Genomic DNA, 16,235 nt, shown 5'->3' with positions numbered 1-16,235 from the left:
GATTCGAGGCCGCCTGGCTAAGCTTCGGCGTAGCGGCGCATCGAAAAACGAACGGCGATCCAGCAGATTCGTAATCGCCGCATGATGCGCGCGAGCACCCAATACCATTTCGCCACGCTTGTGCGGCGCCGGATCATCGGCAGGACGATCAGCGCGAAGAACAAGCTTCCACCGTAGGCGGACGACAGGACTTTCTCCACTGCGGCGGCGTCGAACGGTTCGAATCGCCCCGCCATGTCCGCCCGCACCGACCAGACGAGACCGGGCATAAAGTTCCACAGGATGTTCCGTCGATGAAAGTCCCGCAGCCAGCCGGCATCCGTAAAGCTCTGATCGACGATCCTGTTGTATTGATGGCTGAAGGCCTCGAATACCGCATAGTTGCCGCTGTTTCCCGCGGTCGCCAGCAACCAGGGGCTGTCCGCGGACAGGAATCTCGCCCCCGAGCGCATCAGACCGAACACCCATGCAAGTTGAGGAAATAACGTATCGCCATAGCGATCGATACCTGCCTCGCCATAGTGGTCCAAGTACGCCTCTCTGTTGACGACCCAGGAGGAGATGAATGTCGTCAAGACCGACGCCTTCAGCGAAAGCCCTATCCGGTCGACGGACGTCGCGTCGTCGGGCTTTCCGTACGTGCGTGCGACATCCTCGAGATCGCCCGCGATCCACTTGGCGGACAGAAGAAAAAGATCCGGCCGGGTGGACGCCAGATGACTCAGCACGGCATCGATGCTTCCCGGCAGAGGCAGGTCATCGTCACCGATGATCCAGACATATCGGCTGAGCGCGCAGCGAAAGCAATGAACGACGTTGGCCGCGGCCCCCTGATTCTTCGCATGCCGATGGATCGTCACGAAGCTCAGCGTCGCGAGTGTCTGCAGATATTCACCAGTGCCGTCCGTTGACGCGTTGTCCGAAACCAGTATCGCCACGCACCTGTCCCTCGGGTCCATCGCCTTGATCTGGGCGACCAGCGAATCGATCAGCACGCGCAAGTGCGGCGCCCGGTTATAGGTGGGTATCGCGATGGTCAGCAGCATGGCGCGCCTGTCGTCAGAAATTCGAAAAATCAGCTTTCTTGCGCACGTAGACGACCGTCCCGCCGATCAGGCCGATGCCCACCGAGCCGACCGCATACGCGAACACGGCGCCTTCCAGGCCGAACGCCGGAATCAGCAGCAACGCGGCGAGCGCTGTCGTCAGGCCGTTCGCCACGGAAACGGGCATGAACGGCTCCTGCTTGTGGGCACGGAGATAAGCCGCCTCCGCGAAGACGACATGATTGGCCAGGCAAACGACGCACAGCACGCCGAACGACGTCGCGGGAACGAGCCGGTTCCCCAGCCACGGCACGTGACTCTGTGCGAGCGTCACGATCACGATGGCGAGCGCGCTGCCGGTCGCCAGAAAGACCAGCGACTGCCGAAGCGTCCGCTGAAAGAGATCGTCCAATCGAGCCCGCTCTCGCCGTGCGACGAGCCGGCAGAACTGCGGCACCTTGGTGGTGATCCAGGCCATGCCGGTACTGTTCATCGCCGTCAGGATCTGCAGGCTCATCCCGAAACGCCCCGCGGCCACCGCGCCTTGCGTCGCAAACAGAAGCGGATTGAAGAGATTGAAGATCAGATATCCGCTCGCCCAACTCACTGCAATCCGCCATTGCAGCGGCCATATCTCGGAGCGCCAGTGCACCGCGCAGGCCGTGCCGTCCGGACGGAGCAGATCGACGATCAAACGCCGATATCCAACACACAAACACACGGCGATGATCAGGCACCCGGCCGCAAGGCCGCCCGCGAACGACAGCAATTGCAAGCGTGCACCAAGCATCGCCCAGACACCGATCGACGCACCGACTGCCTGCATCAGCCGCATCGAGGCGACCTGTCCTATCTGGCCGCATCCCTCGAGAAATGCGAGCAGCCCGTTGAGCAAGAGCGCCACGCCCGTCAGCGTCACGAGCAGCGTCCAGGGAAGTGCGATGTCCGGCGAGTGCGGTGCCGATACCTTGAAGAAAGACCAGCCGGCGGGCAGCAGAATCACGATGAACACGAGCGCCGCTCCGCCGGACCAGGCCAGTCCGAATTTCAGCAGCGATCTCAATCGTGACTTCATGCGACGCTCGCCGGCGATGCGCCCGTCGACGATCCGCATGTCCGCCATCTCGTGGCCGACACACTGGACCAGCACTGTATTGAGCCCCAGCTCGGCGAAAATCTGCATGGCGACGAGACTGTTGAACGTGTAGTAGTAGCCTTGCAGTTCGGGCGACAGGCAACGTGCAATCAGCAGCACGGTGACGAGCCCGCCTGCGACCGTCCACGTTCGCGCAAGCAATGTGACGGCGACCGGCAGATCGATGCCGCCCAGATGCCACAAGCGGCCGAGCGCGCCGGCGATATGCGACGCCCGCGCGCGATAAACCATGCGCAGCGCGCCGGCGCGGACATGACGGGCAAGCGTTCGGCTGCCGGGCATCGATCAGGCCTCTAGGAGATTCCGGATCTGCCGGCAGACATAGACGACTTCGTCTTTCGACAAACGGACTCCGCTCGGCAGGTTCATCGCCTGCTGCCCGACTCGGCTCGCCGTCGGTTGGGGAGGCTGCCGGCGCGACCAGATCGGATAGCGGCTAATGGCCGGAAACACGGGCCGGGTATCGACGTTGCGCCCCTTCAGCGCCTTCATCAGATCGTCGCGACCGAGCGGCGCCGATTCGTCGAGCCGCAGACTCGTCATCCAGTAGATGCTTCTCGCGCCGGCGACTTCGCGGTTCAGCGTGACGTGGCGCATGTCGGCGAGCCCTTCGTCATACCAGTCGAAAATCCTTCGCTTCAGTTCGATCAATTCGTCGACGCGCTCGAGCTGGCCGAGACCGACCGCGGCCTGCACGTTGGACATCTTGAATTTCACGCCGTCGCCGTCGATCCAGAATGCCCTCGACGGATTGCGTCCCTGGTCCCAGATCTTCAGGGCTTTTTCGTAAAGAGCGTCGTCGTCCGTGACCAGCATGCCGCCTTCGCCCGTGACGAGCAGCTTCGCGCCCTGAAAGCTGAACGCCGCGAAATCGCCGAATGCGCCGCAGCGACGGTCGCGCCATTCCGCACCGATGGCGGGCGCCGCATCCTCGATCACCTTCAGGCCGTGCTGACCGGCGACCTCGAGAATCGCGCTCATCCGCGCCGGGTGTCCATACGTGTGAACCGCGATGACCGCTTTCGTCCTCGGCGTGATCAGTGCTTCGAACGAACGAGCATCGAGATTCCAGCTATCGAGTTCGATATCCGCGAAAACGGGCGTCGCGCCGACGTAGCGCACGGCATTCGCGGTGGCGACCCAGGTCAGATCCGGCACGATCACCTCGTCGCCCTCTCCTATGCCCAGCGCCATCAGCGAGATCTGCAACGCGCCGGTGCAACTGGATGTCGCGATCGCGTGCCTGACGCCCACATAATCGGCGAACGCCGTTTCGAACGACGTCAGATATTTCGACCCGTTTCCGTTCCAGCCGTTTGCCGCCGCGTCGTAAGCATAGACCGCTTCGCGAGCCGAGATCGACGGCCCCGCGGTCAGGATCAGCGAACCGCCGGCTTCGCGATGGCTTCGATAAGCCATGCGAACGAAATGCTTGTGGACCGTCTCGCCTTCTCGCGCCTCCCGGTAAGACAGCCTCTCGCCCTGTTGCTCCCGGGCGAGGGGAATGCGCCGCTCCTCGACGAAACCGTTGCGCGCGTAGAACGCGATCGCCCGAGGATTGTCGTCCATCACGCGCAGGAAGAAGCCGCCGACGTTCAACGTGGTGCGAGCCCATTCGACAAGCGCCTGCAACGCCAGCGAGAACAACCCCTTTGCGCTCGCGGTGTCGCCGCGAACGACGTTGTCCACCTCGAACAGGCATGCGTCGTTCAGGCAGCCGTTGAAGCCGATGTGCCCGACCGCCCGGCCGTGCCTGTCCTCGACGAGGAAGAGCATGCGGTCGTCCACCGCCAGAAGCAGCTCTTTCAGCCAGGCGCGGGTGCTTTCGACCGTCGCCTCGAACTGGGTGGGAAAGACATGCGCGTGCTCGTTGCGCCAACGAGTCAACTTGCCCAGGAGGTCGAAGTCGTCCTGCCTGAATTCGCCGACCGGCACGAGGAAGCCCGCATCGCCAACCGGAATCGCACGCAGATAGGCTTCGCGGATGTCGCGTGCGGATTTGAGAAAGCGGAAATTGGCAACCAGCGCCTTTTTGTATGCATTCACTGCGGAAGTATTCATCGCGCCCTCTCAAAAGCCGATGCCCAGGAACGTCTCGATCTTCGTGCACACGTAATCGAGCATGTCCTCGTTCAATCCCGGAAAGACGCCGATCCAGAACGTCCGCTCCATGACTGCATCCGTGACCGTCAGATCCCCGCTCACCCGGTATTGCCGATCCCTCATGTACGGCTGGCGCGTCACGTTGCCCGCAAAGAGCAGTCGCGTGCCGATTCCGTTCTGGTTCAGGTAGTCGATCAGATCCGCTCTCCGGACGCCCGCGTCTTCCTTCAGCGTCAGCGGAAAGCCGAACCACGACGGATTCGAGCGAGGGGTGGCTCGCGGCAGATGCATGAACGCGTCGCAACGCGATAGCCGCTCTGTCAGATAGGCGAAATTGCTGCGGCGCCGAGCGACGAATCCGTCGAGACGATCCATCTGCGCCAGCGCGCAGGCGGCCTGCAAGTCGGTAATCTTGAGGTTGTAGCCGCAGTGACTGTACGTGTACTTGTGGTCGTAGCCATGCGGCAGCCCGCCGAGCTGCCGACAGAATCGTTTGCCGCAGGTATTGTCCGCGCCGGGCGCGCAATAGCAATCCCGGCCCCAGTCGCGAAACGATTCGGCGATGCGCTTCAGTTCGTCGTCGTTGGTGAACACCGCGCCGCCCTCGCCCATCGTGATGTGATGTGCGGGGTAGAAGCTCAGCGTGGCAATATCGCCGAACGTCCCGACGAGCCGCCCGTCGTACTGCGCCCCCAATGCGTCACAACAATCCTCGATCAGCCAGAGCCCATGTTTGCGGCACAGCGACGTGACGACCTCGACGTCGAACGGATTCCCCAGGCAATGCGCGAGCATCACTGCCTTGGTCCTGGGCGATATCGCCGCTTCGATCTTCGTCGCATCGATGTTGTACGTGCCGAGCGCGATGTCGACGAACACGGGCACCGCGCCGAACTGCAGAATCGGGTTGACCGTCGTCGGAAACCCCGCGGCCACGCCGATCACCTCGTCGCCAGGGCGGATCGCGCGCTCGCCGAGGCGGTCGGAAGTCAGGGTCGAAAACGCGACGAGATTCGCCGATGAGCCGGAATTCACCGTGATGAGATGCTCGACGCCCAGATAGCGTGCCAGCCTGCTTTCGAAGGCCGTGTTGAAACGCCCGGTGGTCAGCCAGCCGTCCAGACTCGCGTCTACCATGTGCTGCAATTCCGACGCGCCGATCACCTTGCCGGATACCGGCACCGGCGTCCGGCCGGGGACGAACGGGCCGCGCGCCTGCGTTGCGTTCGCATACTCCTGGACCAGCGCGGCGATTTCTGCACGGATGACGTCCGCGCTTCTCGCGGCGTCCGGCACGGAAGGAGTGCTGATGGTATCCATGTGTCTAGTTCGTCTCGGCTGAAGTATCGAATTCGGCGATCTGTTCGAGACACACGGCTCTCATGTCCTCGCGCGCCAGCCACGCGCGATGCCATGCGATCGTGCATTCGAGCGCGCGCATCAGGCGCCACCGCGCTCGCCAGTCCAGTTCCGCCCGCGCTTTCGACACGTCGAGCTTCAATTGCGCGGCTTCGTGAGGATGGCTTCCTTCATCGCGCCGCCATCGCGCATCTTCGCCCCACATGCGGGCCATCCGCGAAACAACCCACTCGACCGTGCGCGTCTCCGCCTCGTCCGGACCGAAGTTCCATGCGTCCGCCCACTGGTTTCCATCGACGTATAGACGCTCGGCGAGCCGCAGATAACCCGACAAAGGCTCCAGGACGTGCTGCCACGGCCGAACCGCGTGCGGATGGCGGATGACCGCCGGCCGGCCGTCGGCGAAAGCGCCGAGCACATCGGGCACGAGACGGTCCGCGGCCCAGTCTCCACCGCCGATGACGTTGCCGGCTCTCGCGGTCGCGAGCGCAACCGAGTCCTGTCCGAGAAACGAGCGACGGTAAGCGCTGCTGACGATCTCGGAGCACGCCTTGCTGCTGCTGTACGGATCGTGGCCGCCGAGCGCGTCGCTTTCGCGATAGCCCCAAGGCCAGTCCCTGTTCTCGTAGCACTTGTCCGTGGTGACGTTGACGACCGCTCGCGCGCAGCCGGTCCGTCGCAGCGCCTCCAGCAGGTTGACCGTGCCCATGACGTTGGTTCCGTACGTCAGCAACGGGTCCGCATAGGCGGTGCGCACGAGGGGCTGCGCAGCGAGATGAATCACGATCTCCGGCATGCAGTCGGCGATCGCCCGGTGGACGACGCCGTAATCGCGTATGTCGCCGATCGCGCCGGACATGCGCTGCCCGACGCGCGCCTCGTCGAACAGCGACGGACGGGACGACGGCTCCAGCGCGAGGCCGTGGACGCGCGCGCCGAGCGATTGCAGCCACAGGCAAAGCCAGCTTCCCTTGAAGCCCGTATGCCCGGTGACGAGCACGCGCTTCGCCCGCCAGAAATGAGGATCGGTGGCGGCCATCGTCAATTCCATTTTTTCCAAGGCGCGCTGCCCGCCGCCCACATGCTGTCGAGCAGCAGCTTGTCGCGCAATGTGTCCATGCACTGCCAGAATCCGTCGTGCGGATAAGCCCTGAGCTCGTTGGATCTCGCGAGCCGCTCGAGCGGCTCTCGCTCCCAGACGGTCGAATCGCCGTCGATGAGATCGATGACCGACGGAGACAACACGAAGAACCCGCCGTTGATCATGCCGCCGTCGAGGCGCGGCTTCTCGGTGAAATCGACGACCTGCCGATCAGCGCGAATGTCGAGCACGCCGAACCTCGCCGGCGGATGAACCGCGGTCAGCGTCGCCTTGCCGCCGTGCTCGCGGTGAAACGCGATCAACCGGCCGAGATCCACGTCGCACAGTCCGTCGCCATACGTGAGGCAGAACATGTCTTCGCCCTCGACGTACTGCCGCACGCGCCTGATCCGTCCGCCCGTCATGGTCGCCTCGCCGGTGTCGACGAGCGTGACGCGCCACGGCTCCGAGTAGCGGTAATGAACTTCCATGCTGTTCTTCTGCACATCGAACGTCACGTCCGACATGTGCAGGAAGTAATTCGCGAAATACTCCTTGATGACGTATCCCCGATAGCCGCAGCAGATGATGAATTCATCGATGCCGTAGTGGGAGTACATCTTGAGGATGTGCCAGAGAATCGGCTTGCCGCCGATCTCGATCATCGGCTTCGGCCGGGAAATCGTCTCCTCGGCGAATCGCGTGCCGAGCCCGCCGGCGAGAATGACAGCCTTCACGATCGCGTTCTCCTGAAAGTAATCGTCCAGGCATGCTTGAGGCGCGCGAGATCACCGCTTTTCTCGGCGCTGTCGATCATCTGCCGGCCGAACGCCCTGCCGATGACCACCGTCACCGCCAATACGACACCCGCGGCCAGGCATCCCAGCAGGATGAGCAGCCGCGACGGCTTGACCTTTCTCTCCGGCGGCGCGGCGACGTCGACCTGCTGCACGAGCGGACCGCTCTTCGCCTCATCGACGCGCGCCAGTTCGTATTGCCGGGACAGGACGTCCACGACGCTCTCCTGGTACTTCATTTCCCGGTAGCTGCGCAGCGTCGCCATGCCCGCATCCGTTCCCCTGAAGGACGCCGCATCGCCGTTCTCGATTTTCTCGAGTTGCGCCTTGAGCGTCGCCACTTCCGCCTCGATTCGCTTGACCTGCGGATTCTCGGCGGTCGCATAGGTGCCAAGCGAGCTCCGCTCGATCTGCTTGGCGGCCAGCAGCGAGCGGATCTCGGCGCTGTGCCGGATCGCGAGCTGCGTGTCCGCATCCACGCTGACGACGCCCGATTTCGCCTGCAACCGAACATACGCATCCTGTGCCTTGGCGAGCGCGCTCCGCGATTTGGCAACCTCCTTCTCGAGGAACGCGCGCCGCTGCTGCGCCTCCGTGACAGCAATGCGGTCGAGCAGCTTGGCGAGCGCTGCTACGTGCGCGTTGGCCAGATCCGCCGCCACGGCGGGATTCGTGTCGTCCACCGCAATGCTCAGGAGCCCGGACTTCTTGTCCACGGTGATGTTGACGCGCGACTGCAGCGCCTTGCGAGCGGCGTGCATCGTGTCGACTCGATATCGGCTGCGCAGGTCGAACTGCCGGATCAGGCCGTCTTCGATCGACGTGCTCTTCAACAAGGCGACATACAGCTCGTCCGGCGTCTTGAGCTCAAGCCCCATCGCGACGCCCGCCACGGCGTCGAGACCGCCCAGCGAACGGCCGAACAGCCCGTGCGACTCTTCGGGCGGCAGCAACACCGTTCTCGCCTGGTAGACGGGCGGCAGCACCAGCGCCAACACGACGCCCAGCGCGCCCAGCGCCGCCACGATGCGCGCGATCAGCCCCTTGCCGTGTCCGAGCGCGATCAGCACGTCGGCACGACTGAGGGCGGGGCCCCTGGGCGCATGCGTTCCGGCGTCGGCGGGCCCGGTGCGGGCGGCGTTCCGTTCAGCCATCGGTTTACCTGAGCACCTTGATTGCAGCCGCGCCCAGGCCGAAGTTGGCCAGCACCTGCGACCAATCCTTGAGACCGGCAAGGAACTTCGTCATGCCGGAGCGCCGATCGAGCTTCTCGGGAACGACGAGCGTGTCGCCCGGCATCAGCTCGAGCGCGTTAAAGCTGCCGAACAAGCCGTAATTGCTCGCCGATGCGACGCTGCCGTCGGCGCGCAGCACGAATGCCGAATCGAGGTCCGCCGTGTCCTGCTGAACTCCGGCGACTTTCAACGTATCGACGACCGTCCGATGAAGCTTCCAGATCACCGCATTCTGATTGTCCACGGCGCCGTAGACGGTCACGAACGCCGGCACCGGCGGCACGTAGATCGCGTCGCCGTCGTGCAGCGGCAGGTCCGGCAGATCGCTGACGCGGCTTGCGCTGGTGTTCAATTCCAGGGAAACGCGTCCGGTAGGCTTGAGCTCCCGGAGTCGCACGAGCTGCGCTTGCTGAGCCGCCGCCATCTGGGCCTGCAGGTACTGCGTATCCCCGGTCGGTAGATTCGCCACCGCGGCGGCGAGTTTGCTGTTCGCCTGCAGCGTCGCGCGCTCGAGCGCCGCATTCAGATTTTGCTGCTGCTGGTTGCGCGTCGACTCGCGCGTGAACTCGACACCGAACACATAGGCATTGCTCGTGAGGCCGCCGGCCCGCTGCAGCAGCTCGCGCAGGGATTCGCCCGCATTCAGCTGGTAGACGCCGGGCGCGCGCACTTCGCCGTCCACGCGCACGAGACTCTTGTTGTCGTCGACGGGATTGCGCAAATCCCTTTTGCCGAAGATCGTCACGACATCTCCGGATTGCAGCGCGATGCCGGCTTCCGGGCTGCCTTTCGTCATCACCGCCCGCAGATTGAACGGAATCAGGTTTTCGGTCAGCGTGACCGGATCGAGACGCTGAATGATCGCGTAACGCCAGTTGGGCTCGTCGACCAGATTCCGTACGCCGTCGAACGGCCGCCTGCCCTCGGCGGCCGTGCCGCTCTTCGAATACTCGACCAGGATGTTCTTGCGCGTGAAGTAGTCCGGCGTCAGCACGGCCTCCGGCGACGGCAGCAAGTCCGCAAGCGTCATCCCCTGTTTGTACGGATACCTGAGCGGCGCCGCGACGTTGCCGCGCAACGTCACCGCATTCGAGAATTTCTGCGACACCATGGACAGCGTCACGATGTCGCCGTCCTTCATGACCGTCGAGAGCCCGCCGTCGTCGAGCCGCGCGTCTTGCACGGAGCGCGGCGCGGCGCCGTCGGCCGCATTCACCCGCTCGATCATCACCCGGTCGAGACTCGTCAGCGCCGTGATGCCGCCTGCGTCGTCCAGCAGTTCACGCAGCGTCTCGTCCGATTTGCGCAGTTCGTAGATACCGGGGGCGTCGAGCGCGCCCGTCAATGCAACGCGCGGCCCTGCGGGCGGAATGACGATGACATCGCCCGGCAGCAAATGAGCGTCGTCCTTCACCGTGCCGTGGGTCAGGAAGCCGTAGACGTCGAGCGTCGCGATCTGACGGCCGTTCCGATACAGCGCCACCGCACGCATCGACCCGTTGAGCGCCGGGCCTCCGCTCGCAAACAGCGCATTGATGATCGTCGACGTACCGGGCACCGTGTAGCTGCCCGGCGCCATCGCCTTGCCCACGACATAAACCTGGATCGATCGCAGACGACCGAGCGTCGCATTCACGTTGAAATCCGTGAAATACCGGCCGAGCCCTCCACGCAGCAGCGTATCGAGCTCGGAAGCGCGCGCGCCCGCCACCGTCACCACGCCAACGCCCGGAATGCTCACCTGACCGTTGCGATCCACAACCAGCCGCTGATCGCCCGCGACGCCGCCCCACGCATGCAGCAGCACTTCGTCCCCGGGACCGATGACGTAGTCGTCCGGAACCGGAACGTTATCCAGCGAGCGAAAGGTCGTGGTCGACGAAAAAAAGTTGTAGCCGAACAGCGGCAGCGCCCTGCCGATATTCTGCTGTACGAAGATCTGAAAATCGGTCAGCGGCGCGGCGGACGCGACGCGCGCGCGTCCGCAGAGATCCGGCAGCTCGGGCGTGCCGTCCGCCCTGCGCGTGATGGATGTCGGGCCGCCCCCTGCCGACGGCGGGCAATCGATCGGATCGCCGCGACATCCGAGCGGGCCGCATGCGCGCGACGGCTCGTTCACCGGGCCCGTGTTCTTCAGGGTGGCATCCTTGATCAGTTTCGCCCCCGGCAGCGGCGGCGGTGGCGGCGATGGCGACTGAAGCGCGTCTCCCGGCTGCGTAGAGGCACTGTCGATCGACAGCATATTGTCGATCGGTGGGAGCGGGACGGCCGAGCGCAAATCCGAACTGACGGATGCGGACGGAACCAGCGAAACGACTTGCGCGTGCGCCGGCCAAATGAACGCGCACAGTGAAAAGCACAGGAGACCGTGACGCAAAAACGCGACCGAACGCAGCAACGCATCACGAATGAACGGACGGCCATTGCGGAAAGGAAATCCGGTCAATGAAAGCTCACGCCGCAGGATAGGTCTTTTGACGTTCATTCGGCTTTTTATCTTTTCGGTCAATTGAACATCTCGCTTTCTGCAACACAGCGTCGCCGCATCAAAGCCTGACTACCGGCTCTGTACTGCTCGAGGACGCTCTCGACGAGTGCCTCGTTGTCGCCATATACGTCACAACAGCGTGATGGAACGGGCTCGCGGCCATTGCCGGCCAATCCGGCTTACGTCCCTTCCGGCGCGCATGATTCGCGGCATGCGTCCGCCATTCTCCTAACCTTGCATTCCTGCCTGCGTCACGGATTCTACACAACGCTTTCGCCCGTGGGTACGACGCAGATCGGTATCGAACCCGCGCTTCACGCGTCGAGAAGATCTGCGATGGATATTTCGACGCGCACCATAAATTATTTCGTTCAGCGTTTCATCGTTTCGCGCGTTTTCCCTTGCGCATGCAGCGACCGCTCGATCCAATCGCCCGATATTTCAATTACTCGAACAATTACCCGAATATTTAGAATGAATAGACCAAGCCTGATAAATCGACCTCGCAAGGCATGGCTTGCGGCGTGACTCAATGCAACTTCTCCCAACATGGACTAGTCTTTTCTACCGCAACCGTCCTTATCCGGAATCATGCCGTTTTCTTCCGGAATTTTAATCGCGACCGGCAATTATCTCGACATTAATTCATTCGATATGAAATTTCAGACCGCATCGTTATTCACACTAGAGCGAGACAGATAGCCTATACTCATCAGGAGTTCGATTGCCAGTATGAGGCCGACTGCAATTCATGCGAGCGCGGCCGCCCAAAGAACACAGGAGTTGAAAACCATGAAAGCCCTGAATGCGTCTTTGATCGCAACGGTCCTGGCGATACCGTCCTTCGTTCATGCTCAAGATGCGCCGGCAACTGCGGCGCCCGCCATCGATCTGCAAGCCCAGGAACGGGCTCCGGGAGTACTCCTGAACGGCGGCGGCACAAGCGCAGCCGGCACGGCCGGCACAGCCGGAGCGGGAGGCGCGGCGACGTTTGGCGGCGTGAGCGTCGGCACGATTGCCGCGGTCGGCGCGGGCGTCGCGGCCGCTGTCGCGATCGGCGTCGCGGCGAGCTCGGGAGGCGGCAGCAACGGCACGACGGGCACCCACTGACCAACCAGCGAATCTCGAACGAAGGGCCCCATTGGGGCCCTTCGCTTATGCAGAAGCGAAAAGACCCGCCCTCCCCTCTCCGATATGTCCGTGCGCCTACTGCTACCGCTTTGGATCGTTCTGCTTTGCGGCTGCTCGACGTCGATGCAAGGCCTTGCCGATGTCGCCCATGTGTATTGGGGCGTCGGTCATCGCCAGACTGAAGGCACGCGAATCGATTCGCGCTATCGCTATCTGCGCATTTCGGTTCGCGGCCGCGCGACATTGATGATTCTCGGCTACGTCGATCGCGATCCGCTCGGGCCGATCGAGACCTGGTATAGCGGAGGCGGCAAGGAGACGTTGCGACTGCAGAACGGACGCGTGGTCGGCGGCACGGGGTTGCCCGTCGAATGGACGAGTGTCCGGCTGTCAGCGCAGCCGCCGTGGGACAGCGTCTCAGGCACCGCGACCATCGAACGGCGGCGCGACGTCATGCCCGGCTACGCATATGGGCTGACCGATACGCTCACCGTCGCGTCGATCTCCATGCCAGGCGGCACGGCCTACTACGGGAAACCCGATCCCGATTTGCGCTGGTTCGTCGAGTCGTCGACAGGTCCGGCCGCATTGCCGCCCGCCCGATATGCCATCAAGACCGTCGGCCGCGCGGCGACGGTCGTCTACGGCGAGCAGTGCCTGGACAAGACCTTTTGCATCAGTTGGCAACGCTGGCCGGTGAACCTTTAGCATGCCGACGCATAAGACTGCGGGCCGCGATCGGCGCGGCTACGCATGGCTGGCCGTTGCGCTTGCATGCACTATTCCCTTCAGCGTTCAAGCCGGCGCGAACGAGACCATCGCCGCCCCCATGTCTCTCGGCGATTGGCTGGCTTCCCGTCAGCCAATCCCGCCCGTCGGCGCGTCGCCCGCCGCCGCCCCGCTGTACCTGAGCGGCCTGAGCTGGCGTTCGACCCGGGAAATCGCCGCACAGCAAGCGAAGAAGCGCCGCCTGATCGCCGATATCGACGCACTGCCCGCGCTCACGCCGGCCGCGCGGGCCGCCCGTGCGCGCATTGCGGCGATGGTTTCCGCGCGCCCCGCAACCGGCCGCGTGGTCGTAGCGCGAATCGATGGACGGTGGCTTCAGGCCAATCCCGCCAGCAACCCCTATCTCGAAGCCGGCGACATCGTGACGATTCCCGATCGCCCGTCGACCGTCACCGTCGTGCGCAAAGACGGCACACTCTGTACGGTGGCCCATGCGCAGGACGTCGAAGCCTTGCCGTACGTGCTTGCGTGCGACCCCGGAGCCGCTCCGGACGTCGCATGGATTGCTCAGCCGGACGGCACGGTCGGCGAAAGCAAGGTGGCCGCCTGGAACCGGGAAACGCAAGATACGCCCGCGCCGGGCAGTTGGATCTGGGCGCCGGATCGCGGCAGTCGCTGGACGCCGGTTCTGTCGCGCGCGCTGATCGAATTTCTCGCGACACAGGGCGTGTCGGGACTCGACGACGGCACGCCGTTGCCCGCCCCTCGCCTCGCGCCCGCTCATCAGACCGAGTTCCTGACCGGTGCGCCGACGCGGTCCGCCGAATTTCCCGTGACGGGAGGCGACTGGGGCACGGCCGGCATCTTGCAGACGCCCACGGCCCGGATGAACGACGCGGGTGAAGCATCGATCAGCGTGAGCCACGTCAGTCCGTACACGCGGCTCAATTTCACGTTGCAGCCGCTCCACTGGCTGGAGATCGGATTCCGGTACACGGATGTCAGCAATCAACCCTATGGGCCCGTCTCACTCAGCGGAACCCAGACTTACAAGGACAAGAGCATCGACGCAAAAATCCGGCTATGGCGCGAATCGGCGTATCTGCCTGAAGTGGCCTTCGGCTTTCGCGACATCGCGGGATCTGGACTCTTCCCCGGCGAGTACGTGGTGGCAAGCAAGCGAACGGGCCCGTTCGACTGGAGCGCCGGCCTGGGCTGGGGCTATGTCGGCGCACGCGGCAATTTGCCGAATCCGCTCGCCGCTTTCGGACGCCGCTTCGACAACCGCGTCGGAAGCTCGACGCCGAACGGCGGCGAGCTCGGCTACAGTTCGTGGTTTCGCGGGCGGGTGTCGCCATTTGGCGGCGTGCAATACCAAACGCCCTACGAACGCCTCATCCTGAAGGCCGAATACGACGGAAACGACTATCGGCACGAACCGTTCGGGGAGGTATTGAAGGACAGAACGCCGTTCAACTTCGGCGCAGTGTACCGCGCCACCCGCAACGTCGACTTGAGTCTCGGTTTCGAGCGCGGCACGCGCGTGATGTTCGGCGTCTCGCTGCACGGCAATCTCGGGAATGCATCGATGCCCAAACTGGGCAATCCGCCGCCGCCGCCGGCGACGCAGCCCGCCGTGAACGCCGCGCCACGCGAGCGTCAAAACGACAGGCCGACGGGCGACGCTCGGTCCATCGTCGCCTCGACACCGCGCATCGACCACGCGTCGCCCTCTGCCTTCGAGCGAGACTGGTCCGATACCGCGCAACAACTGCAAGCGCAAACGAAATGGCACGTACGCAGCATCCATGCCCTCGGAACGGAGCTCGTCGTCGCGTTCGATTACGTCAACGCCTTTTACTTGCACGACCACATCGATCGCATCGCGGCCATCTTGAATCGCGATGCGCCGCTCAACATCCGCACCTTTCACGTCGTCGCGCTCGAACACGGCGCGCCCGTCGCCGACTACCAGGTGCAGCGCGCGCAGTGGCTCGCGAACCGCACCCGCGCCCTTCCGCCGAGCGAACAGGCATCCGCCGTGACGCTCGGCAGACCGCTCGCGAATCAGTCGATCGACATGCTGCCGACCCTGTTCGCGCAGCCGCCCAAGGCCTTCGTCCTGTCGATCGGACCGGGTTATCAGCAGACCCTCGGCGGTCCGAACGGATTCCTGCTCTATCAGGTCTCGGCCAATGCATATGGCGAGCTGAGAGTGCCGGGCGGCGCATGGCTCGGCGCAGCGCTGAACGTCGGGCTCGTCGACAACTACAGCAAGTTCACCTACACGGCGAGCAGCAACCTGCCGCGCGTGCGCACCTATTTGCGCGAATACCTGACGACTTCGCGCGTCACGCTGCCGCTGCTCCAGCTGACGAAGATGGGACGCCTCGGCAACGATCAGTTCTACAGCGTGTACGGAGGGCTGCTCGAAAGCATGTTCGCGGGCGTCGGCGCGGAGTGGCTGTATCGGCCCCAGGGCAGCCGTCTCGCGATCGGCATCGACGCAAACGCGGTGCGGCAGCGCGGCTTCCGCCAGGACTTCTCGATGCGCGGCTACAGGACGCTCACCGGACACGTGACGGCCTATTGGGATACCGGCTGGCAAGGTGTTCAGGTCAACCTGAGCGTCGGCCGGTATCTGGCGAAGGACAAGGGGGCGACCCTCGACATCTCCCGGCGCTTCCGCAACGGCGTCGTGATCGGCGCCTATGCGACGAAGACCGACGTATCGTCCACCCAGTTCGGGGAGGGCAGCTTCGACAAGGGCATCTACTTGACGATCCCGTTCGACGCGATGATGACGCGCTCGAGCAGCAGCGTCGCGAACCTGCGCTGGACGCCCGTGACCCGCGACGGCGGTGCGAAGCTGGATCGCAAATATCCGTTGTACGAGGTCACTGACATGAGCGACCCGCGCAGTCTATGGTATGGCCCGCCGGCCGGCGCAGTATCGCCGTGAATTCTCGGCCATCGGCATGGAGCGGAACCTCGGGGCGGCGCGCGTTCGGCGTCGCTGCGCCGCGCCCTTCAGTGGAGCGCGCGATCAATCGACGACGCCTGCTGAAATCCCGCGATCCAAGCGGGTCAGTAGCGCCAGCCCGGCGTAC

The 16,235-nt window shown here is 64.0% G+C and carries 11 protein-coding genes; 3 read left to right on the top strand and 8 right to left on the bottom strand.

What is annotated here, in order from left to right; all coding sequences use genetic code 11:
* Positions 1 to 17: 17 nt before the first annotated feature.
* The 8 genes from WS62_RS09125 to WS62_RS09090 are packed head-to-tail and all read right to left on the bottom strand — an operon-like array spanning position 18 to position 11,262.
* Positions 18 to 1,046: a glycosyltransferase family 2 protein gene (locus WS62_RS09125; RefSeq protein WP_066570362.1), complete on the bottom strand. Its 1,029-nt coding sequence runs from the start codon at positions 1,044 to 1,046 to the stop codon at positions 18 to 20.
* A gap of 13 nt (positions 1,047 to 1,059) precedes the next feature.
* Complete coding sequence (locus WS62_RS09120) at positions 1,060 to 2,433, bottom strand: lipopolysaccharide biosynthesis protein (protein ID WP_066570359.1); 1,374 nt, start codon at positions 2,431 to 2,433, stop codon at positions 1,060 to 1,062.
* Between the two features lie 54 nt (positions 2,434 to 2,487).
* Complete coding sequence (locus WS62_RS09115) at positions 2,488 to 4,248, bottom strand: bifunctional GNAT family N-acetyltransferase/PLP-dependent aspartate aminotransferase family protein (protein ID WP_066570538.1); 1,761 nt, start codon at positions 4,246 to 4,248, stop codon at positions 2,488 to 2,490.
* Between the two features lie 24 nt (positions 4,249 to 4,272).
* Positions 4,273 to 5,625, bottom strand: a complete 1,353-nt coding sequence (rfbH, locus tag WS62_RS09110) for a lipopolysaccharide biosynthesis protein RfbH (protein WP_066570356.1) — start codon at positions 5,623 to 5,625, stop codon at positions 4,273 to 4,275.
* A gap of 4 nt (positions 5,626 to 5,629) precedes the next feature.
* Positions 5,630 to 6,715 carry a CDP-glucose 4,6-dehydratase gene (gene rfbG / locus WS62_RS09105; RefSeq protein WP_066570349.1) on the bottom strand — a complete coding sequence of 362 codons (1,086 nt, stop codon included), beginning with the start codon at positions 6,713 to 6,715 and terminating at the stop codon, positions 5,630 to 5,632.
* Positions 6,706 to 7,482 carry a glucose-1-phosphate cytidylyltransferase gene (gene rfbF, locus WS62_RS09100; RefSeq protein WP_066570335.1) on the bottom strand — a complete coding sequence of 259 codons (777 nt, stop codon included), beginning with the start codon at positions 7,480 to 7,482 and terminating at the stop codon, positions 6,706 to 6,708. The genes rfbG and rfbF overlap by 10 nt, the downstream gene beginning before the upstream one ends.
* A complete protein-coding gene (locus tag WS62_RS09095) occupies positions 7,479 to 8,696 on the bottom strand; it encodes a GNVR domain-containing protein (protein ID WP_066570333.1) in 1,218 nt (405 codons plus the stop codon). Before WS62_RS09095 ends, rfbF begins: the two co-directional genes overlap by 4 nt.
* Before the next feature lie 4 nt (positions 8,697 to 8,700).
* The gene (locus WS62_RS09090) at positions 8,701 to 11,262 is read right to left on the bottom strand and encodes an SLBB domain-containing protein (RefSeq protein ID WP_066570331.1); all 2,562 of its coding nucleotides are present in this window, start codon (positions 11,260 to 11,262) and stop codon (positions 8,701 to 8,703) included.
* A gap of 795 nt (positions 11,263 to 12,057) precedes the next feature.
* Between WS62_RS09090 and WS62_RS37350 the strand changes: the two genes are divergently transcribed.
* The 3 genes from WS62_RS37350 to WS62_RS09075 all read left to right on the top strand — a co-directional run bounded on the left by WS62_RS37350 (position 12,058) and on the right by WS62_RS09075 (position 16,087).
* Positions 12,058 to 12,375 carry a hypothetical protein gene (locus WS62_RS37350; protein ID WP_197422800.1) on the top strand — a complete coding sequence of 106 codons (318 nt, stop codon included), beginning with the start codon at positions 12,058 to 12,060 and terminating at the stop codon, positions 12,373 to 12,375.
* An 84-nt stretch (positions 12,376 to 12,459) separates the two neighbouring features.
* The gene (locus WS62_RS09080; RefSeq protein ID WP_066570327.1) at positions 12,460 to 13,104 is read left to right on the top strand and encodes a YjbF family lipoprotein; all 645 of its coding nucleotides are present in this window, start codon (positions 12,460 to 12,462) and stop codon (positions 13,102 to 13,104) included.
* A 1-nt stretch (position 13,105) separates the two neighbouring features.
* A complete protein-coding gene (locus tag WS62_RS09075) occupies positions 13,106 to 16,087 on the top strand; it encodes a YjbH domain-containing protein (RefSeq protein WP_066570325.1) in 2,982 nt (993 codons plus the stop codon).
* The last annotated feature ends 148 nt before the right edge of the window (positions 16,088 to 16,235 follow it).

The sequence above is a fragment of the Burkholderia sp. ABCPW 14 genome, assembly GCF_001523835.1.
Classification (GTDB): Bacteria; Pseudomonadota; Gammaproteobacteria; order Burkholderiales; family Burkholderiaceae; genus Burkholderia; species Burkholderia mayonis.
This window is presented reverse-complemented; position numbering and strand designations above follow the sequence as displayed.

Excerpts from the sequence above, each read along its gene's own strand:
- WS62_RS09125 (WP_066570362.1), bottom strand. The coding sequence starts at position 1,046 with ATGCTGCTGACCATCGCGATACCCACCTATAACCGGGCGCCGCACTTG.
- WS62_RS09120 (WP_066570359.1), bottom strand. The coding sequence starts at position 2,433 with ATGGTTTATCGCGCGCGGGCGTCGCATATCGCCGGCGCGCTCGGCCGC.
- rfbH (WP_066570356.1), bottom strand. The coding sequence starts at position 5,625 with ATGGATACCATCAGCACTCCTTCCGTGCCGGACGCCGCGAGAAGCGCG.
- rfbG (WP_066570349.1), bottom strand. The coding sequence starts at position 6,715 with ATGGAATTGACGATGGCCGCCACCGATCCTCATTTCTGGCGGGCGAAG.
- WS62_RS09095 (WP_066570333.1), bottom strand. The coding sequence starts at position 8,696 with ATGGCTGAACGGAACGCCGCCCGCACCGGGCCCGCCGACGCCGGAACG.
- WS62_RS09090 (WP_066570331.1), bottom strand. The coding sequence starts at position 11,262 with ATGAACGTCAAAAGACCTATCCTGCGGCGTGAGCTTTCATTGACCGGA.
- WS62_RS37350 (WP_197422800.1), top strand. The coding sequence starts at position 12,058 with ATGAAAGCCCTGAATGCGTCTTTGATCGCAACGGTCCTGGCGATACCG.
- WS62_RS09080 (WP_066570327.1), top strand. The coding sequence starts at position 12,460 with ATGTCCGTGCGCCTACTGCTACCGCTTTGGATCGTTCTGCTTTGCGGC.
- WS62_RS09075 (WP_066570325.1), top strand. The coding sequence starts at position 13,106 with ATGCCGACGCATAAGACTGCGGGCCGCGATCGGCGCGGCTACGCATGG.